Raw genomic sequence first — 19,442 nt, 5'->3', positions numbered from 1 at the left:
CGTTTCCACGTACGGTAATCGGCATGCCGATCCTGGGTGGTCTGCCGCCGCGTAACCCCGGATTCGTGGGTCGCGAGGATCTTCTCTCCCGCCTGCATGGCCTGCTCTCCTCCGGCCCGGTGGTGCTGCTGCCCGGCGAGGAGCACCCGCTGGGTGGCACCGGACGTACCCAGCTCGCCGTCGAATATGTCTATCGATACGCCGAGACCTACGACCTGGTGTGGTGGATCCCGTCCGAGCAGTCGGCCGGCGCGCGGCAGGCGCTGATCGGCCTCGCCCAGGAGCTGGGCCTGCCGGAGACCGGCGATCTCAACCGAACGCTTGCGGCCGTACGCGACGCGCTGAGCCGCGGCGAGCCCTATCGCAACTGGCTGGTCGTCTTCGAGGACGCGAACCGTCCCGAGGAGATCAAGGCGTACCTGCCGAGCGGCGCCGGGCACGTGCTGGTGACCAGCCGCAACCCGCGCTGGCCGGTCGAGGTGGCGCAGTCCCTGCCGGTCGGCGTCTTCGAGCGGGCCGACAGCGTCGACCTGCTGCGCGGGCGCAATCCGGAGCTCGCCGCCGCCGACGCCGACCGGGTCGCCGTGCGCCTCGGCGACGTGCCGATGGCGCTGTACCTGGCCGCCGCGACCCGGGCGATGACCGGCTGGCCGGTCGAGGAGTACCTGACCCGCTTCGACGCCCGCGCCGACGAGCTGGCCTTCCCCACCCCGGTCCGGGTGGCCTGGGGACTGGCCGCCGACGCGCTGCGGACCGACTCCCCGGCCGCCTACCAGCTGCTCGAGCTGGGCGCGTTCCTGGGCAGCGCCCCGGTCTCGTGGCGGCTGCTCTGGGGCGCCCGCGTGCTGCCGCTCCCGGCCGAACTGGCGCCGGCCGTCCGGGTCGAGCGCCGGCTCAAGGCCACGCTGCGGCTGATCGGCCGGTACGGCCTGGCCGAGCTCGACCCGCCGGGCGAGAGCCTGTTCGTGCACCCGCTCGCCCGCGGCATCCTCGGCCAGGGCCTCAGCTCCGACCGGCACGCCGCGCTGCTGGCCACCGTCCGCGGCATGCTGGCCGCGGCCGACCCCGGCGATCCCGACGACCCGACCGGCCGCCCCCGGTACGCCGAGCTCACCCCGCACCTGGTCCACTCCGACGTGCTCGGCGCCGGCACCGAGGAGATCCGCCAGCTGGTGATCAACTGCGTCCGCTACCTGTACGCGAGCGGCGACTACGACTCCAGCCGGGACCTGGCCGCCGCCGCGGTCGCCCGCTGGCGCGACTCACTCGGCGAAACCGACGAGCAGACCCTGCTGGCCTCGTTCCACCTGGCCAACGCCCTGCGCGCGCTCGGCCGCACGGCCGAGGCCCGGGTGCTGAACGAGCAGACGCTGCGCTCGCAGCGCACGGTGCTCGGCGGCGACGACGAGACGACCCTGGCGACGGCCAACAGCGTCGGGGCCGACCTGCGCATCCGCGGCCACTTCGGGCAGGCCCGCCAGCTCGACGGCGACAACCTGGTGCGCTACCGGCGGCTGTTCGGCGAGGGATTCCCGACAGCCCTGCGCTGCGCCAACAACCTGGCCGCCGACCTGCGCCTGCTCGGCGACTTCCGGGGCGCCCGATCGCTGGACGAGCAGACCCTGCGGCACCGCCAGGCGGTCCTCGCCGACGGTCACCCCGAGATCCTGTCCTCGCGGGCCGGTCTCGCGTACGACCTGTTCGGCCTCGGCGACTACGCGGGCGCGGCCGAGATGCTGGCCGGCGCCCGTTCCGGCGTGCTCGCCCTGGCCGAGGACCACCCGTTCGCGCTCTGGGCGGCCCGGGTCGGCGCGATGGCGGCCCGCCGGCGCTGCCGCCCCGAGGCGGTGGCGTTGGCCGAGACGACGGTCGAGCTGACCCGCCGGCGCTTCGGCGACCTGCACGTCGAGACGCTGGGCGCGATGGTGACGCTGGCCAACGCGGCAACCGCGGCCGGCGACCTGGGCCGGGCCCTGGACCTGCTGGAACGGGCCGTGGTGCGCTACCACTCCCTGCTCGGCGACGACCACCCGTTCACGCTGGCGGCATCGGCCGGCCTGGCCGGCGTGGTGCGCGCGGGCGGCGGCCACGTCGAGGCCCGCCGCATAGACCAGGAGGCCCTGCACGGCCTGCGGCGCAGCGTGGGCGCCGACCACCCGTTCACACTGGCCTGCGCGAACGGCTACGCCACCGACCTGGTCGGCGTGGGCGAGCGCCAGGAGGCCCAGCAAATAGCCGCCGACACATGGCAGCGTTCCCACCTCCTGAGGGGCGCCGAGCACCCGGACACGCTGGCCTGCGCCTGGAACGCCGTCGTGGACGGCGGCGATGAGGAAGCCCGCCACCAGGTGACCGCGGCGTTGGCGAAGGTGTACGGGGAGGGCCATCCGCAGCTGGTGCGGGTGGCGGCGGGGGAGCGCTTGGAGACCGAGGTCGACCTGCCGCCGCTCTGATCTCCCTGTGGAAACCGGGGGAAGTTGTCGGGGGGTGGTGCTTTGCTCGACCCCACCCAGTGAACGGGGTGGGGGAACAGTAGCGGTGGCGGCTTTGCCGATGGCCGATCTGCGCTGCTTCCCGCCGCCGGGTGGTCGTGACGGTGCGGATCCCTGGGCTGGCGCGATGGTGCGGGTGCGGGGCGGTCGCGACGGTGCGGATCCGCGGGCGGGGCGTGACGGTGCGGGTGCTGGGTTGGCGTGACGGTGCGGGTGCTGGGCGGTCGCGACGTGCGGATCCCGGTGGCCGTGGCGGTGCGGATGCTGGGCGGTCCGCGATCGTGGTGCCGAAACTTGGGTCGGCCGGCTCAGTTGTGTGCGATTGCGGCTCGGCGATGTCGTGGGTGGCTGGGCGACTCGGTGCGGCCGGTCTGTGAGCCAGGACTACACGCGAGAGGCGCGCTTCGGCGCTGCCGGCCGCCTGGGTCGCGGGGCGACTTGGCGGGGCTCGGTTTGTGCGGGTGGCCGCTCCGAGAATCCCGTATCTCCGCATGATTCTGATCTTTTGAATGCCTCCCGCCTGTGGACAGCGGGCCGAAAATGTCGGTCGTCGGTGCTTTACTGCACCCCACCCAGTGAACGGGGTGGGGTACAGCAGGGCGACAGGGCGACAGGGCGACAGGGCGACAGGGCAGCGGCGACAGGAGCCCTACGGCTGGAGGGCGGCCTGCGATGTCAGCAGCTCGCTAACTCCCGATGCCGGCATCGGCCTCGCGAAGTGATATCCCTGCGCCTGCGCGCAATCCAAATCACGCAGGCGGGCGGCCTGGGCTTCATCTTCGACGCCTTCGGCCACCGGGGCCAAACCGAACGTGCGGGCGATCTGCAGCACGGCCTCCGCGACCGACGCGCCCGTGGCGCTCTCCGGCATGGCCTGGACGAAGGAGCGGTCGATCTTAACCACGTCGACCGGGAGCGTGCCCAGGTGGCTCAGCGACGAGAAGCCGGTGCCGAAGTCGTCGAGGGCTATGCGTACGCCAAGAGTCTTCAGCGAGCCCAGGACCCGGGCCGACTCGGTCAGGTCGACCAGGGCCACCGACTCGGTCAGTTCCAGGACCAGCAGGCGGGACGGGATGCCGGTTCGCTCGATCACCGCGCGGATGTCGTCGGTCAGGGTGGGGCTGCTCAGCTGGGAGGCCGAGAGGTTGACGTTGAGCTCGAAGTCGGGATTGTCGCGCTGCCACTCGACGGCCTGGGCGCACGCCTGCTCGAGCACCCAGATGCCCAGCTTGGGCATCATGCCCAGGTCCTCGGCCAGGTCCAGGAAGGCGGCCGGCGCGAGCAGGCCGCGCTCGGGGTGACGCCAGCGGACCAGGGCCTCGACGCCCACGGTGTGCTCGCCGGCCAGGTCGACGATCGGCTGGTAGTAGACCTCGAACTGCTGCTGGGCCAGCGCGTGGCGCAGGTCGTCCTCGTCGTGGCGGCGCTGCTCGGCCTGGGCGAAACGGGCCGGGTCGAAGCGGCGGGCCACCCCCTTGCCGTCGTCCTTGGCCTGGTAGAGGGCGGCGTCGGCCTCGCGCAGGATGGCGTCCACGTCGTGCTGGGCGCCGCGGGTGATGGCGATGCCGGCGCTGGCCCGGATGGTCAGCACGATGTCGCCGACCACCAGGGGCTGGAGCAGGTCGCGCAGTATGCGGTTGGCGACCGTGTCGGCGATCTGGTCGTCGGTGAGCCGCGGCAGCAGCACCACGAACTCGTCGCCGCCGAGGCGGGAGACGGTGTCGTTGGCGCGCACGTTCGCATTGAGCCGCTCGGCGGTCACCCGCAGCAGCTCGTCGCCGGCGGCATGGCCGTACGTGTCGTTGACGCCCTTGAACCCGTCGAGGTCGAGCAGGATCACGGCGGTCATCGTGTCGTCGGCGTCGGCCAGGGCGTCGTGGGCGTGGTCCATGAACATGGTCCGGTTGCCGAGGCCCGTGAGCGGGTCGCGGAACGCCTGGCGGGCGAGCTGGGCCCGCTGCCGGGTGAGGTCGCGCATGAGGCCCTCGTTGGTGCGGGCGCCCAGGAACTGCCGGACCAGGATCGCCCCGGCCACGATGATGATCAGCCAGGTGAGCTCGGCCTCGGCGCCGCGCTCACCGGAGTTGAGCAGGGCGGCCATCACGACGCCGGCGCTCACCGGTGCGTACTGCGCGAGCGGCCAGCGGTCGGCCAGCTTCGAGACCACGATGCTGACGACGATGACGATGCCGACCGGCAGCAACCAGTCGAGCAGCCCGGCGTCCTCGGCGTTCAGGGGGCCGAAGACCAACGGCCACGCCAGCACCATCAAGGACGCGAAGATCATGGCCTCGTCGATGCAACGACGAACCCGATCCAGTGCCTTGCTGGAACTCATGACTCACCTCCGCGCCTTCCATCGGTCACCGGGACGGCGAGTTGAGAGATCTGTCCAGCCAGGCGGCGACTGTGTCCTGATCAACATCAGGAAGAGCAAGGCAAGCCGCGCGTACGAGCTCAGGCCGCTCCCTCATCGACCGGGCGCCCTTCGGTCCGAGCATTTCCGGATACGCGTCCGGTGCGGTCTCGGCCTCACCCCGCAGGTACCGCCGGATCGGGTCCAGCCGCGCGCTCGCCTCCAGGGCGCGCCCGGTGGCGGGCCGCAGCGTCGGCTCGGGGATCGGGGCCGGTCGTCCGCCGTGCCACGCCGCGACCAGATCGGCCAGCGCGCCGGGCTCGATGGCCAGGTTGCGCCGGCGCCACCGGACGCGGTGATCGGCGTTGGCCCCGTCCGCGAGCCGCGCGACGACCGGGTCGACCGGCTCGGCCGGCCAGGGAGTGACCTCGTCCCGCATGGCCCGCACGAACCGCGACCCGGCGGCGGTGAGGTGCCCGCCGTCGAGGAGGGCGCCGGTGGCGTCGGCCACGGCCGAGCGCCAGCGCGCGAACTCGAACTCGGCGAGCCGGCCGGTCGGGCCGTCGCCGCGTTCGGTGCGCCAGAAGCGGGTCACGGCCTGGTAGGCGTAGGCGCCGTGCAGGAGGCCGAACTGCGGGCGCGGGTCGTCGCGCCACGGCGAGTAGGTGGCGGGGGCGCCGGGGGTGAACAGGTCGAAGAGGGTTCGGGTGGCGTTCAGGAGGCTGTGCTGGGTCTCGTGCAGCAGGCCGACCGCGAAGGAGAGCGGGTCGGCGGGGGTCGAGAGGGCGGCCGCGCCGTACGCGTCGGCGGACGTGGCGCTCAAGCCGGCGGCGCCGGGGTCGGGCTCGATCGGGACCAGGACCGTGAGGACGGCGGCCAGGACCTCGGCGGCCGGGCGGTGCCGGGTCACCAGCCGGCGCCACGCGGCGGTGAAGAGGCGCTGCCACTCCGCCGCCTCGTCCGCGGTCAAGCGAGGGGACGGGGTCAGGCCCAGCCGGGAGCGGACGGGATCCGTGTCCTCGAGGCGGACGCGCAGGGTCAGGCCCTCGTGGGTCGCGGTCAGGTGGCGGGTGGCGGTCACCCGCTCGAGCGTGACGTCGGCGGGTGCGGCCAGGAGGGTGGCGGTGTGCAGGGCGGCCATCGGGTCGGACCGGGCGCCGCGGTCCGCGTACCACGTCGGGAAGGTGCCGCCCCGGCGGTGCAGCTCGGTGATCAGGAGCAGGTGACGGCTGATCTCGGCCCGGCGGAGGACGGCGAGCGTCCCGGGGGACGGGCGGCCGGCGGCGAGGCTCGCCAGATCGGCGTCCGCGAGGTGGAAGGTCCGCACGACATCAGAGGGCCGAGTTGAAGCCGGCGATCGGCTCGTCCGGCTCGTCGCGCTCGGCGGCCAGGCGGCGGAGGCTGGCCGAAAGCGCGCCGTCAGGGTTGCGAGATGTCAGGTCTTCCAGCGACATGTCCGACAAGTCGACCAGTGGGGAACGCCACTCGCCGGTGTCGTTGTCGGTCGTCCGGTCCACGACACCCACTCTCCCCGTTGGCGGTGACAATCAATGTATTGCGGCAAGGTTACGGTGGTCGCCGGGGTGGGTGATGCCCGGGCGGAGCGGGCGGGTGCGGATGCCGCCGTTGCGCGGCCGTGATCTCATTGGACGCCAACAGCATGAAAGTCGGCAACGGAGGACAAACTGTGCCGGATGGAAATCTCGCGGATCGGCTCGCGGCGCTGTCGGCGTCCGCAACCGGTGACGACGGCGTGGTCACCGTGACCGTCGCCGGCGCGGGGGTCGTGACCGGGCTGCGGCTGGACGACGGCGCGCGCAGACTTAGCGGCGCGACCTTGTCGGACGAGATCTTGCGGACGATGCGGCGGGCTCAGGCGGCGCTGGCCCAGCGGGTCGCGGCGGCGGTCGATGAGACCGTCGGCGCCGAGCGCGAGGCCGGCCGGGTGCTGCTCGCGACGCTGACCCGGCAGGCCGCCGGCGAGCCGGACGGGCCGGCGATGCCGGTCATGCCGTTCCCGACGTTCCAGAGTGTGCCCACCCTGCCGCAGCAACTGCCCGGCAACGGATACGAGAGTGGAAGGGACAGTCGTGCCCGGTGAGGTTCCCCAGCTTCCGCGGCGCGGTCCGGCGCCCGCGGTCGACCGGATGAGCAATGCCGAACTGGCCAGGATGGTCGAGGCCGAGCACCCGTACCGGGGCAAGGCGCTCTTCGAGCTGTCGGACCGGATCGCGCACGACGACGACGCCGCGACCAAGGTGGCGATGCTGAGCCGGCTGACCTCGCTGCGGCGGGCGCGGCTCTTCGACCGGGTCTCGCTGGCCTGGTCGGCGATCATCGCGCTGCTCGCGGCCGAGACCGCTCACTCGCGGGAGTCGGCCTACGAGGCGTTCGGGGCGCTGGATCCCGAGGAGCAGCGGGACATGCTCGACTACCTCGAGGTCTCCGCGATCGAGGAGGCCCACCCGCGCATCGCGTGAACCGGTGCGTGAGCGGGCCTCACGGGTTTCAGGATTCGACTCGGACGTCTTTGCGGAAGGCAACCCGGTCCCGGACGGCCTTGGCGTCGGGCTTGGGCTCGGGGTAGAACCAAACGGCATCGGGCGCGGTGTGCCCGTTGGACGACAGCGTGTAGTAGGACGCCTTGCCCTTCCAGGGGCAGACGGTGTGGGTGTCGGAGGGCAGCAGCAACTCCTCCCGCAGTGACTCGCGCGGGAAGTAGTAGTTGCCCTCGACAACCACGGTGTCGTCGCTCTCGGCGATAACTTCGTCGTTCCAGATGGCCTTCGGCATACCGTCGAACGTAGCGCGGAACCCGGCAGGCGTCCGATATGCGAACGTTAATCGCCATCGCGGGTGAAACGTGGCGACTCGTCCCCACATTGCCCGTCGGTGTAAGAAGATCTAGAGTCGATCCGCCGAGATGCCCCCCGACGAGAAGCGGTCCGGTGAACGGTCTGAGCACGCTACCCACGACCGGAGAGCAGGCGCGCCACGCGTTGCTGCTGCTCGGCGCGCCCGCGGCCGCCCACCTGCTGGTCGAGGTGCACGCGGCGCTGTTCGACGGCGACCTGTCGAAGGCGGCGCTGGCCGAGATCGAGCGCAACCCGGTGCCGGGGGTGTGCGCGGCGCTGCGGCCCGACCTGACGGCGGCGCCGGGCGTGCTCGCGCTGGCGGAGTGGCCACTCGAACGGCGGATCGTGACACCGGCCGTGCGGCGCGCGGACGAGCTGGCGATGGTGGTGCGGGTGGCCGAGTTCGTGGCGATGGCGCCGGGGGCCGGGCGGGCGGCGGCCGGTCTGCTGCGGGCGCTGGCTCAGCGCGTACCGGAGGGGCCGGAATCTTTTGATCTTGCGGACGCGGCGCGTGCGGCGCTGGCGGATCCGCGGCTGATCGCCAAGATCGCGGAAGAGGCGCCCGCGCGGGAGGCGGCCGTGGAGCGAGCCGGGCGTCTCGATGCGCGTCAGCAGCTGTTCGGCCTGCCGATCGTGCCTCACCAGCGGGGAAACGGGTGAGCCGGCTCGATCAGCTCCGCGGGTCGGCGAAGGCCAAGCGGCACAACGCGCGGACCATCGCGGCGCTGACCGGCAACCCGGGCTGCTCGCGGCGCGCGGTGCTGGACGCGGCCGGGATCGACAAGGTCAAGCTGGCCGAGCGGATCGGGTTCCCGGGGAACTTCGGGCAGTCGCGGTTCGCGCTGGCCCGGGGGAACGCGTTCGAGGCGATGCTCAAGGCGGACGACTGCGCGCTGCTGCGGTCGGTGCTCGACGTGGGCGCGATCGGCTATCAAGATCTCGGCGAGGACGCCGACGACACCTTGAATGCACGACATGGGCGTACGCGGGAACTGCTCGCGTCGTCGCGACCGGGCCTGATCGACCACCCGTTGCTGACGCTCTCGATCGCCGGGCAGACCGTGTTCCTCGAACCGGATCTGATCGCGTTCCAGAGCGAGGGGCGGCTGCGGGTCGTCGAGATCAAGTCGTTCGCGATCGTGGACGGGCAGGCCGATGCGGCCAAGGTCTCGGCCGCCGCCGTGCAGGCCGCCGTCTACGTGCTGGCGTTGCGGGCGCTGCTCGGCGAGGACCGGGTCAGCCACGAGGTCGTGCTCGTCTGCCCGGCCAACTTCTCGTTCCAGCCGGTTGCGGTGGCTATCGACGTGCGGAAGCAGCTTTCGACGCTCAAGCGGCAGTTGTCCCGTATGTCCTCGGTAGGCGATTTGATCGCGTCGCTGCCGCCCGATTTGTCCTTCGATCTCGCGTTGTCGCCAGCCGTGTTGATCTCCGCTTTGTCGACGATCTCTGCCCGATATGCACCGGAATGTCTTTCTTCATGTGAAATGTCGGTATATTGCCGGGACGAGGCTCACGGGGAGGCGGCCGGGCTGGGCCGGTCGGTGCGCGAGTCGCTCGGCGGCATCGACCGGATCGCGCACGCCCTGGACCTGTCGTCCGGCGCGGCGACGCCGACCCCCGAGCAGGAGGAGGCGGCGGCTCTCCTGCGCCAGGCGGCTCGCCTACGGTCCGAGGCGCTTTCGTGAGTACGCTCGTCGCGCTCGCGCGGGCACAAGCCTTCGCGGCCGGGCGGGCCCAGCCCATCGCCACCGTGCGGCATCTGCATGTGCACGAGCGGCCGTTCGTGCTCATCCCGCTGGCCATGGCGGGCGAGGCCAACGCGCCGCTCGCGGCCATGGTCGGCACCGATCCGGACAAGCCCCGGCTGCTCGTCGTCGGCCAGCCGCGCAACCGGGACGACCGGTTCGCGTTCGCCGCCGAGCTGGCCGGCGAGCTCGTCCCGTACCTGATGTCGTTCGCCACCGAGACCGAGGCGGTGGCCGTCGACCGGGGGCGCGACGTCCGGCACCGGTTCGTCGACGCGCCGCAGGTCTGGGTGCCGAACACCGGCGGCATCGACTTCCTGCGGCTGTTCGGTCGGTCCACGCGGTTCCGGTCGGTCGACGGGGACTACCCGGTGCCGCCTACCGTGCCGCTGCTCGGGAAGTGGCTGACGTTCCTGGCCGGCGCGTCCGAGATGCCGGGGTCGTCCCTGCTGCTCACCACGGTGCAGGCGCTCGGGCTGCACTGGGCGACCGGGCAGAGCGGCGCCGAGGACGCGCATCTGGGCTCGCTGCTGGCCTGGATCGAGTCGGGCGCGGCGGCCGCCCGGGAGGCCGAGCGCGGGCCGGTGGCGGGACCGGCGACCGACCCCGACTTCGACAACCACGTGCTCGCGCCGCTGATCTCGGCCGGCGATCCGGCGCTGTCCGATGTGCTTCACGAGCTGCTGCTGCCGACCTGGGACGGGATGTGGCGGTCGGTGGAGTTGCTGCGGGGGCTGCCGGCGGGGGACCGGGTCGGGTCGCGATGGGACGGGGATCGGGACACCTATTCGGCGTACGTGCAGCATCTGGCCGAGGATGGCGCGCCGCAGCCCCGCCGCGATGGCGCGGTCGCGGCGGCGGCCCGGTTGCAGCGGCTGGAGAACGCGGCGGCTCGATATGCGACGCAGCGGGCGTTCGACGATCCGCTGGTGATGGCCGAATACCGGCTGGCCGGGGCCGCGTTCGGTGGGGTGGTGACGCTGGCCAACCCCGATCGCGTCGACGACAGCGGCAAGCGGCCGGTGCTGCGCCCGCGGATCATGGTGGCGACGACCGAGACGGTCCGGGTCGAGGCGGGTGCGTCGCTGACCTCGCCGGCGCGGCCGTCGCAGAAGGCGCGCGTGGTGTCCGTGACGCCGACCGCCACCGGATACGACGTGTTGCTGGAGCTCTCCGGCGGCATGGGGCGCAAGCTGGTCGCCGAGCCCGGGAGCGTGCCGGCGGTGGGTGAGGCGCTGCTGCTCACGACGCTGAGCGAGGCCTGTCGGCCGGGGGCGGCGTTTCCCGATCCGGCCGCGACGCCGTGGACGCACGGCGGACCGCCGTCAGTCGAACCTGATCACCAGGAGCGCGATGTCGTCGTCCCGGCGGACCGCGGTGCCGAGCAGGCGGGTGCAGACCTCCTCGGCGGGTAGTGCCTCGCAACCCTTGATCGCCGCCTTGATGCGGCGGATGCCCTCGTCGATGAGCTGCGCCGGGTTCTCGACCAGGCCGTCGGTGTAGAGCAGCAGGGTGTCGCCCGGATTCATGCGCCGGCGGTGGGTGCTGCGGATGTCGCGCGGGACCAGGCCGAGGAGCGGCTCGGGCGACTCCCACCAGACCTCGACCTCGCCGTCCGGGCGCAGCAGGATCGGCGGCGGGTGGCCGGCGTTGGCGAAGGTCAGCTCATACCCGCTCGGGGCGCGGCGCAGGCGGGCCAGCACGGCGGTGGCGGCGGCCGGCATCTTGAGTCCATGCAGCGCCCGATCCAGTTGCGCCAGCAGCGGGCCGGGCTCGTCGTCCCGGCCGTACGCGTCGCCGCGCACCAGATTCCGGACCTGGCCCATCGTCGCCGCCGCCTCGATGTCATGGCCGGAGACGTCGCCGACCGCGAGCATCACGCTGCCGTCGGGCTGGACGAAGGCGTCGTACCAGTCGCCGCCGACGGCCGCGCCGACCTGGGCCGGGAGATAGCGGGCGTGCAGCTCGACGCCGGGAATCTCGGGCAGCTCGGGAAGCATGCTGTGCTGGAGGACCTCGGCGACGTGGCGCTGCCGCCCGTAGAGCCGGCTGTTGTCGACGGCGAGCCCCGCGCGACGGCCGATCTCGGCGGCGGTGCGCTCCTCGGCCTCGCCGAACGCCCCCGTCCGCGACCCGTTGACCAGAATGATCACGCCGATGATGCGGCGGCCGACGGGCGCGGTGATCGGCGCGACCAGATAGGACGCGAGGCCGATCCGCTCGGCGATCTCCACAATCTCGCCCGGCGTGATCCGGGCACGCAGCGAGCCGGGGTCGGCGGCATCCTCCCGGATCGGCAGCGCGGTGCGTTGCACGGACGCGACCAGCGATTTCATCTCTCTGGGGGCGGCGGCGGCGAGCTGGGCGAGGCGGTCGGCGAGGTCGGCGTACGCCGGGTCGTGGTGCGCGGCCGACACATGGCGCACGGAGCCGGACGGCTCGGCCAGCGCGACGACACACCAATCGGCGAGCCGGCCGGCGACCGTCCGGCCGAGCCGGCTCAGCGCGTCGTCGATGTCCATGGTCGCGGTGAGCGTCTCGGTCAGCTCCCCGAGCAGGCTGAGCTGGTCGTGCGCCGACTCGGCGGCCCGGCGCGCCTCGTCCGCGATCTCCCGGGCGATCCGCAGCCGCAACTCCGAGGAGCAGACCTCGCCGAGCTCGATGAGCAGCGCGATCTCGCTCTTGGTCCAGGCCCGCGGCTCGCGATCCATGACCGCGAGGGTGCCGAGCACATGCCCGTCAGAATCGGTGAGCGGCACGCCCGCGAAGGCGATGGCCTGAAGGTTCTGCACCGCGAGGTTGTCCTTCATGCGGGGATCGTCCCGGGTGTCCGGAACGACCAGCATGCGCCCGTCCTCGACGACGTGCCGGCTCAGCGAGTGGGTGAGCGGCATCTCCCGCGTCTCGGCCAGCGGCTCGGGCAGCCCGACCTGCCCCGGCAGATATTGCCGCTCACCGGTGAGCACGGTGACCAGCGCGACGGGCGCGTCCACGAGCCGCTCGACGAGCACCGCGATCCGATCGAACGCGGCGTCGGCGTGCGCGCCCAGCCCGAGCCGCCGGACCGCCCGCAGGCGTTCCGGATCCCCGAGAACGCCACCAGCCGTCTCGACCAAGTCTCCCCGCAGCACGTCGCCCCCCGGCCGCCCAGGCTTGCCAGGTTACCGGCGCAACCGGGCGCTGCCGACCCTCCGTTCAGACCGCGGACGGTCGGTAGGGCAGCCACAGCTCACGGTCGTCGAACTCCGGCGTCGTTCCGGCCGGCAGCCAGATGGGTCCGCCGCCCGCGGCGGCCACGCCGATCAGAAGATCGAGGCCGGACAGCAGCGCTGTCGGCGACTGGGCCTTGGCGCTGATGGCCGCGAAGAGCCGCTTCGCCTCGTCGAGACGAATCCGCTCGTCACGGCCGGTGTAATCGAGCTCGAGCATCGTCGTGAAGGTGTCGGTGAGGGACTCCTCGCCCGGTTCGGGCGCCGGATCGGCGATGACGTTGTCCCGCACGAGGACGACGATCTCGCCGTCATGGGCGTAGGCGGGCCGCACGACGTAGGTGTTGCCGCGGTCGTCGTGCCGGACGGTCATGGTCAGCTCGGCGGCCAGCCACGACGCCACATCGCCGGGTGTGGCGCCGGCCGAGAGGAAGATGTGCTCACGAGTCGCCATAGCCTGCTTCTGTTCGTTCCGGAATGTCGGCGATGGTCCCGTTGGCAAGGATGACACGAACCCGTTCCGGAAGGTCGCCGCCGTGCGCCCGGACCTGGCCTACCGCCCGCGCGTAGCCGCGCTGCGCCTCGTCCATCGTGAGACCGGCGCCGCGGCCGTCGATGACGAGGGTGCCTCCGCCGTGCTGGATCAGCTGGTGGCCGGCCTCGATGAGGTTCTTTTTGACCGAACTGCTCGTGCCACTGTTCAGCGTCTTGAACTCGGTCACCGTCCCAGGGTCGTCGGGGCCGGCGCGAACCATCGAATCGGGGCTGGACAGGTACTCGATGTGTTCGTTGACGCGGGCATGCACCATCGATCCCTCCTCGGCGAGACGATCGGCGATGGCGGCCTCCTTGCCGCGAAAGGTGCCGGCCGGGTCGACGACGCCCGGGTGGAACGCCGGGCCGAGGGCGCCCTTGTGCTTTCCCGGGTCGAACCCCGGATCGCCCGGGCCAGTCGGCCTCTCCCCGCCCTCGTTGGAGTGCGATTCGGAGAGCCATCGCTTCAGGCCGTCAACCGCCTTGCCGAGGCGGTCGCTCTCAGTGAGAAGCCGGCGGATGCTGGCGATCAGGTCGCGCAACCACCGGGCGATCTTCGCTCCCCACAATGCGCACAACGAGGTCACCTGCTCGACCACCCAGCCGGTGGCCGCGCCGACCGTGGCGACCAGCTCGGCGGCGTAGGAGATCAGCCGCGCGACGACCGTGGCCACCGCGTCGCGGACCATCAGGCGCACCGTGCCGATCAGGAGGCCGGCGCCCTCGGTCATCAGGGCCATCGTGTCGGCCGCGCGAGACAGGGCGCGCAGTGCCTGCTCCCGGTCGGCGGCCCACCGGCGGTACGCATCGGCGGCCGTGCCCGTCCACTCGACGGTGTCCGCGCGTACGGCGTAGGAGAGGGCCTCCGCGTTCGCGGTCAGCGCGCCCGCCGTGTTTCGCCAGGTCTGGGCGTGCGCGGTGATCTGGGCGGGGTCGCCGGCCAGCCAGTCGAGGGCCTCGGAGAGCGGCTTCACGTGCTCGATCAGCCAGGCGATGCCGTACTGCAGCAGCGCGCCCACCGGATCGGACACCATGGCCAGGGCGTCGAGGCCCGCGCCGGCCACGCCCAGGGTGCCGGTGACCCAGTTGTTGTCGCGGACGCCGGTGGCGATCTGCTCGATGTCCTCGGCGATCCAGACGCCCGACCACGCCCCCGGCGAATCCTCGGCGGCCGTCGCCACCAGCGGATTCGCCGCCGCGGTCATGGGCTGCGAATGCTGTCGAACACGGCCGCCCGCAACTGGTCGGTCGCCTCGTAGCTCTGCGCCGTCGTGCGCAGCCGCACCGCCGTGTCCTCCAGCGAGCCGGCCGCCGACTCGATGCCCGAAACCAGGACATCCTGCAGCGCCGCGAGCATGACGGGAACCATCACGCACAATTTCCCGTACGCGTCGACGCCCGGCCTGACCGCGCTGCCGGCCGCCGCCGCCGTCGTGACCTGATCGCCGATGCCCGCGACCGTGGTCGCGTGCGTCAGCAGATCGGGATGCCGCACCGACACCTGCTCAAACATCGCGCTCACCACCCAGCCGGCCGGCGTAGGAGGCGATGACGGCCCGTCCCGTCTCCGACTCGGCGCCCACCGTCTGCTCCGTCACCTCGGTGGCCGCCGCAGTCAGCCGGGCCCGCGCCTGCCCCAGGGTCGCCAGGATCGCCCGCGCCGTCTCGGCGGCCGGCCGCTGACGAGTGCGTTCGTCCAGAGTGAGCCCGGTCAGGTCACCGGAGGCGCCCACGGTGACGGTGACCAGCCGATCGTCGCTGCGGGCGGTCGCGGACAGCCGGGCGAGCCGCGCCGACAGCTCACGCGCCTGCGCCGCGCGTGCCTCGATGCCGGCCTGCCAGTCGTCGACCATGCGCTCGGCCGCATCGAGATTCTTAGCGTCGAACATTGATCAACCTCCATCTCGCAACCTCAGCCTCAAGGTAGACCCGCCCGCCAACATCCCGCCGGGGCCTGTGGATAACGCCGGGTGGAGTTGAGCTGAGCCGGCCCACCCACGGTTACGTGGGTGGGTTGGTACGGACGGCCAAGGTGAACGGCCCAGGTGAGCAGGCCCACCCACGTAACCGTGGGTGGGCTGGTAGGCGGCGGCCTGTGGATAACCGCAGAACTGTCGGTGGGCCGCGCTACGGTGCCCGGGTGAATGCGAACCAGCCGGTCAGCCCGGCGGCCGAGGCGGCCCGTGTCATCGACGCGGTGCTGCGTGACCTGCGCGTCGGCGACCATCGCGGCGTCGTGGTCGACTCGCCGCCGGGGGCCGGGAAGTCGACTCTGGTGGTGCGGGCGGCAGGCGAGCTCGCGGCCTCGGGGGCGCCGCTGATGATTGTCGCGCAGACCAACGAGCAGGTTGACGATCTCATCGAGCGGCTGGGGGCGCGGTCGCCGCGGGTCGGCGTCGGGCGGCTGTCGGCGGTCGATTACGAGCCATCCGCACGCGTACGGGATCATCCGGCCTGCCGGGTCGGTGCGAAGGTGGCCGATCTCGGGTCGCCGGCGGTCACGATCGGCACGGCGGCCAAGTGGGCGACCGTCTCCGAGGGCACCTGGCCGTGGGCGATCGTCGACGAGGCGTACCAGATGCGCTCCGATGCGTTGCTGCGGGTCGCGCCGCGGTTCGAGCGGGCGCTGTTCGTGGGCGATCCGGGGCAGCTCGACCCGTTCTCGACCGTCGAGGTCGATCGGTGGACGGGGCTGTCGTGGGATCCGATGCAGAGCGCGGTGGCGGTGCTGCTGCGGCACAACCCGGAGCTGCCGGTGCATCGCCTGCCGGTGTCGTGGCGGTTGCCGCACTCGGCCGCGTCGGTGGTGGCGGAGGCCTTTTACCCGTTCACCGGGTTCCGGTCGGGCACCGGGCCGGGCGATCGCGCGCTGCGGTTCGGCGGGGCGGCGACCGGGCCGCTCGACGAGGTTCTCGACGCGGCGGCGGCGACCGGGTGGGGACTGCATCAACTTCAAGAGCGATTCACCATTCGTACGGATGGGGAGGCCGCGGCCGCGTGTGCGCAGCTGGCCGGGCGGGCGCTGTCCCGGGGGGCGGTCGCGTCGTCGGAGCAGGGCGAGCAGCCCCTGACGCCGGCGCGCGTCGCGATCGGGGCCGCGCACCGTGACCAGGCCGCGGCGATCCGCGCGCTGCTTCCGCCCGAGGCGGCCGGCGTCACGGTCGACACCGCAAACCGGCTGCAGGGGCGGGAGTACGACCTGACCATCGTGCTGCATCCGCTCTCGGGGCGGCGCGATGCCACCGCGTTCCACCTGGAGTCGGGGCGACTCTGCGTGCTCACCTCGCGCCATCGGCACGCCTGCGTGGTGGTGGCCCGGGCCGGCATCGCGGAGCTGCTCGACGCGCATCCGTCGACCGAGCCCGTGCACCTGAACGTGCCGGTCAAGTTCCCCGACGGTTGGGAGGCAAATCAGGCAATACTCGCACATCTATATACATGAGTGTCGCGGATCCGACACGACTCGCTACCGTGAGTGAATGGCGGTATTCACGACGGCGGGCTCGTTGCGGGAGGACGTCTATCGTCCGATCCTGCGCCCGCGCCGGGGTGAGCTGGCGGCGCTGAGTCATCTGGCGCCGGGGGACGAGGCGCGGGTCATGCCGATCCTCGAGGTCGAGCCGGGGCCGGACGTGCTGGCGTTGATCCGGGAGCTGCCGCCGCGTGCGGGGGCGATCGGGATCGACTTCGGTGGGCTGCCCGAGCCGCGGGACCGGTTCGCTCGGCCGGCGCTCGACCTGGCGGAGGCTTTGGCGGGCCTGGGCGTGACCATGTTGCCGGTGCTCCGGGCGTACGAAAGCAATCGTCGCCTGGCCGCCCACGGACTTGCTGCCCGGATGCACCTGCGTCGTGCGGTGTTGCGGCTTCAGCCGCATGTCGACGCCGGGAACGCGGCCGAGGCGAACGAGGTCACCGGGCGGATGCTGCGCGGCTCGGGGCTGGAGATCGAGGAGGTCGACCTGCTGATCGACCTGGCCGAGACGGCCTGCGCGACGCACGCGGACGCCGTCGAGGAGCAGTGCCGCCGCGTGCTGCGCTGGGCGCGGGGGCTGCCGTGGCGGTCGGTGAGCGTGGCATCCGGGGCGATGCCGGCCAATCTCGACGATCTGCCCACCGATCGGGCGGTCACGGTGGGGCGGCTCGACGCGCGGGTGTGGGCGCGGCTGGGCGAGCCCGGCGTGGGGTACGCGGATTATGGCGTGACCTCGCCGGTGCGGCGGTTCGGGGTGCAGCGGCATCGGCAGCTTCCGACGTTGCGGTACACCGCCGACAACGACTGGTGGATCTATCGGTGGGCGCGCCGGGGCGGTCGTGACGACGACCGTTGCCACGATCTTTGCCGCACGCTGGTGGCTTCGCCGCAATGGCCGGCGGCGGGGGCGCGCTACTCGTGGGGTGACGCGGAGATCGCCCGGCGGGCGCGGACGGCGCGTGGCGGGGGCAGTTCGGCGAGCTGGATCTCGTGGAGCACTTCACACCATATCGCCCATGTCCTGGAATCTCTGACGGGGCGATAAACTGTCGTACGCTTGTTCTAATGTTGCTCACAGCCGCATTGGCGTACGCCCGGCACGGGATCCCGGTCCTGCCGGTGCACACGCCTGACCCGGGCGGCGGCTGTTCCTGCGACAAGGGAGTCCGATGCGACAGTCCTGGCAAGCACCCGCGACTGCGACACGGTCTGAACGAGGCCAGCACCGACCCGCGCCTGATCGAGCTCTGGTGGAGCCGCTGGCCGGAGGCGAATGTCGGGCTGCGCACGGGCATCACGATGGATGTGGCCGACATCGACTCGGCCGAGGGCTGGCACGGTCTGACCCACCTGCTCGGCGGGGAGCTGCCGCCGGGGCCGCGCGTGCGTACGGGCGGGGGCGGCTGGCATCTGTGGTTCGAGCCGCTGGGGTACGGCAATCGCGTGCGCCTGCTGCCGGGGCTCGACTGGCGCGGGGTCGGTGGCTATGTGGTGGCCCCGCCGTCGCGGCACGCCCGCGGCGCCGACTATCGATGGGTGCGCCGTCCGGGTGACGGGCTGCCCGCCGGGCCGGCCTCGCTCCGCGATCTGATCGTGGGGCCGGTGGCGTCGGTGGCGCGGCGCTCGATCCGGCCGATCGCGCATCCGGACCGCTATGGGCGGGCCGCCCTCCTGGCCGAGGCCGACCGGGTGGCGACCGCTCCCGTGGGCACGCGCAACGACACGCTCAACCGGGCCGCGTTCGCGCTCGGGCGGCTTGTCGGCGGCGGTCTGCTCGACGCGAGCGACGCCGTGCGCGAGCTCGAGGCGGCCGCGCGGAATGCCGGTCTGGGGCGGGCCGAGGCGCGGCGGACGGTCCGGTCCGGGCTCAACGCGGGTCGACGGTCACCGATCGATCCCGAAGCGGGCCGACACGTGGCGTGATCATCCGTTTGCCCCAATGATGGGGGCATGACCGATCAACGCGGGCTGAAGCCGTACGACGTGGACGTCGCCGTTAACGCGGGCCGGGACGAGGTGTGGGAGGCCGTGACGCAGACGGCCGTGCTGCGTCAGTGGTTCGGTTGGGATTACGACGGGCTCGACGGCGAGATTCGGCAGATCTTCGTTGACGAGGCGACCTTGTGGGCGCCGGAGCGGATGGGCTGGGCCGACGGGTCCTCTTTGGAGGTGTCCGGAGGGGACGATCAGGCCCGGGTGCGGGTGTTTCGGGAGGGCGGCGGTCCGGGCGGCCCGGAGCGGTACGACGCGATCGAGGAGGGGTGGCGGGCGTTTCTGGTCCAGCTGCGATACCTGCTGGAGGCGCGGCCGGCCGGACGGCGGCGGACGCTCTACCTGACCGGGGAGACGACCGGGCGGCAGGCGCTGACGCTGGCCGAGAGCGGGTGGGAGCGATTCGGCTCGCGGGTGGCGTGGACGGTCGACGCGGAGGACGCGCTGGTCGTGGTCGCCGGCCGGGTGCCGCTGGACCGCCACGAGGCGGCGCGGGTGGAGGTGACGGTGTCGACGTTCGGGCTGGACGACGCGACTTTCGAGACGCGGCGGGAGGAGTGGACCAAGAGGTGGGCGCCGTTGGCGGCCTACGCGGTGGTCACTACGGCCGCGGATCCGTCGCCGGACAACTGAGGTCGCGCCCTCGGGGAAGCTGGGCGCGGTGGGCGCGGTGGGCGCGGTGGGCGCGGTGAGCGCGGTGAGCGCGGTGAGCGCGGTGAGCGCGGTGAGCGCGGTGAGCGCGGTGAGCGCGGTGAGCGCGGTGAGCGCGGTGAGCGCGGTGAGCGCG

The 19,442-nt window shown here is 72.4% G+C and carries 19 protein-coding genes; 10 read left to right on the top strand and 9 right to left on the bottom strand.

The annotated features are described in order from the left end of the window. The first annotated feature begins 23 nt into the window (after positions 1–23). Positions 24–2,453, top strand: a complete 2,430-nt coding sequence (fxsT, locus tag ACZ6TB_RS21605) for an FxSxx-COOH system tetratricopeptide repeat protein (protein ID WP_465556331.1) — start codon at positions 24–26, stop codon at positions 2,451–2,453. A 688-nt stretch (positions 2,454–3,141) separates the two neighbouring features. Here the strand turns inward: fxsT and ACZ6TB_RS21600 are convergent. The 3 genes from ACZ6TB_RS21600 to fxsA are packed head-to-tail and all read right to left on the bottom strand — an operon-like array spanning position 3,142 to position 6,365. After that, the gene (locus ACZ6TB_RS21600) at positions 3,142–4,830 is read right to left on the bottom strand and encodes a putative bifunctional diguanylate cyclase/phosphodiesterase (protein WP_465556330.1); all 1,689 of its coding nucleotides are present in this window, start codon (positions 4,828–4,830) and stop codon (positions 3,142–3,144) included. A gap of 25 nt (positions 4,831–4,855) precedes the next feature. After that, positions 4,856–6,175: an aKG-HExxH-type peptide beta-hydroxylase gene (locus tag ACZ6TB_RS21595; protein WP_465556329.1), complete on the bottom strand. Its 1,320-nt coding sequence runs from the start codon at positions 6,173–6,175 to the stop codon at positions 4,856–4,858. A 4-nt stretch (positions 6,176–6,179) separates the two neighbouring features. Further along, positions 6,180–6,365, bottom strand: a complete 186-nt coding sequence (gene fxsA, locus ACZ6TB_RS21590) for an FxSxx-COOH cyclophane-containing RiPP peptide (protein ID WP_465556328.1) — start codon at positions 6,363–6,365, stop codon at positions 6,180–6,182. 170 nt (positions 6,366–6,535) lie between these two features. Between fxsA and ACZ6TB_RS21585 the strand changes: the two genes are divergently transcribed. Together ACZ6TB_RS21585 and ACZ6TB_RS21580 are read left to right on the top strand one after the other, a co-directional pair. Then, the gene (locus ACZ6TB_RS21585) at positions 6,536–6,949 is read left to right on the top strand and encodes a YbaB/EbfC family nucleoid-associated protein (RefSeq protein WP_465556327.1); all 414 of its coding nucleotides are present in this window, start codon (positions 6,536–6,538) and stop codon (positions 6,947–6,949) included. 46 nt (positions 6,950–6,995) lie between these two features. After that, complete coding sequence (locus ACZ6TB_RS21580) at positions 6,996–7,328, top strand: hypothetical protein (RefSeq protein ID WP_465556326.1); 333 nt, start codon at positions 6,996–6,998, stop codon at positions 7,326–7,328. A gap of 28 nt (positions 7,329–7,356) precedes the next feature. Here the strand turns inward: ACZ6TB_RS21580 and ACZ6TB_RS21575 are convergent, their stop codons facing one another. Then, positions 7,357–7,641, bottom strand: coding sequence for a DUF427 domain-containing protein (locus ACZ6TB_RS21575; RefSeq protein ID WP_465556325.1), 285 nt, complete (start codon positions 7,639–7,641; stop codon positions 7,357–7,359). Between the two features lie 155 nt (positions 7,642–7,796). Here ACZ6TB_RS21575 and ACZ6TB_RS21570 point away from each other — a divergent pair, with 155 nt between their 5' ends. From ACZ6TB_RS21570 to ACZ6TB_RS21560, 3 genes are read left to right on the top strand one after another with little or no spacing between them, the layout of a single operon-like run. Then, on the top strand, positions 7,797–8,363 hold the full coding sequence (locus ACZ6TB_RS21570; protein WP_465556324.1) for a hypothetical protein: 567 nt from the start codon (positions 7,797–7,799) through the stop codon (positions 8,361–8,363). Further along, the gene (locus ACZ6TB_RS21565; RefSeq protein ID WP_465556323.1) at positions 8,360–9,388 is read left to right on the top strand and encodes a hypothetical protein; all 1,029 of its coding nucleotides are present in this window, start codon (positions 8,360–8,362) and stop codon (positions 9,386–9,388) included. The genes ACZ6TB_RS21570 and ACZ6TB_RS21565 overlap by 4 nt, the downstream gene beginning before the upstream one ends. Beyond that, positions 9,385–10,863 carry a hypothetical protein gene (locus ACZ6TB_RS21560; RefSeq protein WP_465556322.1) on the top strand — a complete coding sequence of 493 codons (1,479 nt, stop codon included), beginning with the start codon at positions 9,385–9,387 and terminating at the stop codon, positions 10,861–10,863. The genes ACZ6TB_RS21565 and ACZ6TB_RS21560 overlap by 4 nt, the downstream gene beginning before the upstream one ends. Here ACZ6TB_RS21560 and ACZ6TB_RS21555 read toward each other — a convergent pair. The 5 genes from ACZ6TB_RS21555 to ACZ6TB_RS21535 form a co-directional block, all read right to left on the bottom strand. Continuing rightward, on the bottom strand, positions 10,774–12,579 hold the full coding sequence (locus ACZ6TB_RS21555) for a GAF domain-containing SpoIIE family protein phosphatase (RefSeq protein WP_465556321.1): 1,806 nt from the start codon (positions 12,577–12,579) through the stop codon (positions 10,774–10,776). The genes ACZ6TB_RS21560 and ACZ6TB_RS21555 overlap by 90 nt on opposite strands. Before the next feature lie 64 nt (positions 12,580–12,643). Beyond that, complete coding sequence (locus ACZ6TB_RS21550; protein ID WP_465556320.1) at positions 12,644–13,111, bottom strand: hypothetical protein; 468 nt, start codon at positions 13,109–13,111, stop codon at positions 12,644–12,646. Then, entirely contained in the window at positions 13,098–14,396 is a 1,299-nt protein-coding gene (locus ACZ6TB_RS21545; RefSeq protein ID WP_465556319.1) for a WXG100 family type VII secretion target, read from the bottom strand. Before ACZ6TB_RS21545 ends, ACZ6TB_RS21550 begins: the two co-directional genes overlap by 14 nt. Continuing rightward, the gene (locus tag ACZ6TB_RS21540) at positions 14,393–14,704 is read right to left on the bottom strand and encodes a type VII secretion target (RefSeq protein WP_465556318.1); all 312 of its coding nucleotides are present in this window, start codon (positions 14,702–14,704) and stop codon (positions 14,393–14,395) included. The genes ACZ6TB_RS21545 and ACZ6TB_RS21540 overlap by 4 nt, the downstream gene beginning before the upstream one ends. Continuing rightward, positions 14,697–15,080 carry a YbaB/EbfC family nucleoid-associated protein gene (locus ACZ6TB_RS21535; RefSeq protein ID WP_465556317.1) on the bottom strand — a complete coding sequence of 128 codons (384 nt, stop codon included), beginning with the start codon at positions 15,078–15,080 and terminating at the stop codon, positions 14,697–14,699. Before ACZ6TB_RS21535 ends, ACZ6TB_RS21540 begins: the two co-directional genes overlap by 8 nt. 251 nt (positions 15,081–15,331) lie before the next feature. Here ACZ6TB_RS21535 and ACZ6TB_RS21530 point away from each other — a divergent pair, with 251 nt between their 5' ends. The 4 genes from ACZ6TB_RS21530 to ACZ6TB_RS21515 are packed head-to-tail and all read left to right on the top strand — an operon-like array spanning position 15,332 to position 19,288. Continuing rightward, on the top strand, positions 15,332–16,633 hold the full coding sequence (locus ACZ6TB_RS21530) for an AAA family ATPase (protein ID WP_465556316.1): 1,302 nt from the start codon (positions 15,332–15,334) through the stop codon (positions 16,631–16,633). Between the two features lie 37 nt (positions 16,634–16,670). Continuing rightward, positions 16,671–17,708 (top strand): beta family protein, encoded by a 1,038-nt coding sequence (locus ACZ6TB_RS21525; protein WP_465556315.1) that lies wholly within the window; start codon positions 16,671–16,673, stop codon positions 17,706–17,708. Between the two features lie 20 nt (positions 17,709–17,728). After that, the gene (locus tag ACZ6TB_RS21520) at positions 17,729–18,586 is read left to right on the top strand and encodes a bifunctional DNA primase/polymerase (protein ID WP_465556314.1); all 858 of its coding nucleotides are present in this window, start codon (positions 17,729–17,731) and stop codon (positions 18,584–18,586) included. Positions 18,587–18,613: 27 nt separating this feature from the next. Next, positions 18,614–19,288, top strand: coding sequence for an activator of HSP90 ATPase (locus tag ACZ6TB_RS21515; protein WP_465556313.1), 675 nt, complete (start codon positions 18,614–18,616; stop codon positions 19,286–19,288). Positions 19,289–19,442 lie beyond the last annotated feature (154 nt).

The organism is Actinoplanes sp. NPDC051537 (assembly GCF_055586105.1).
This window is presented reverse-complemented; position numbering and strand designations above follow the sequence as displayed.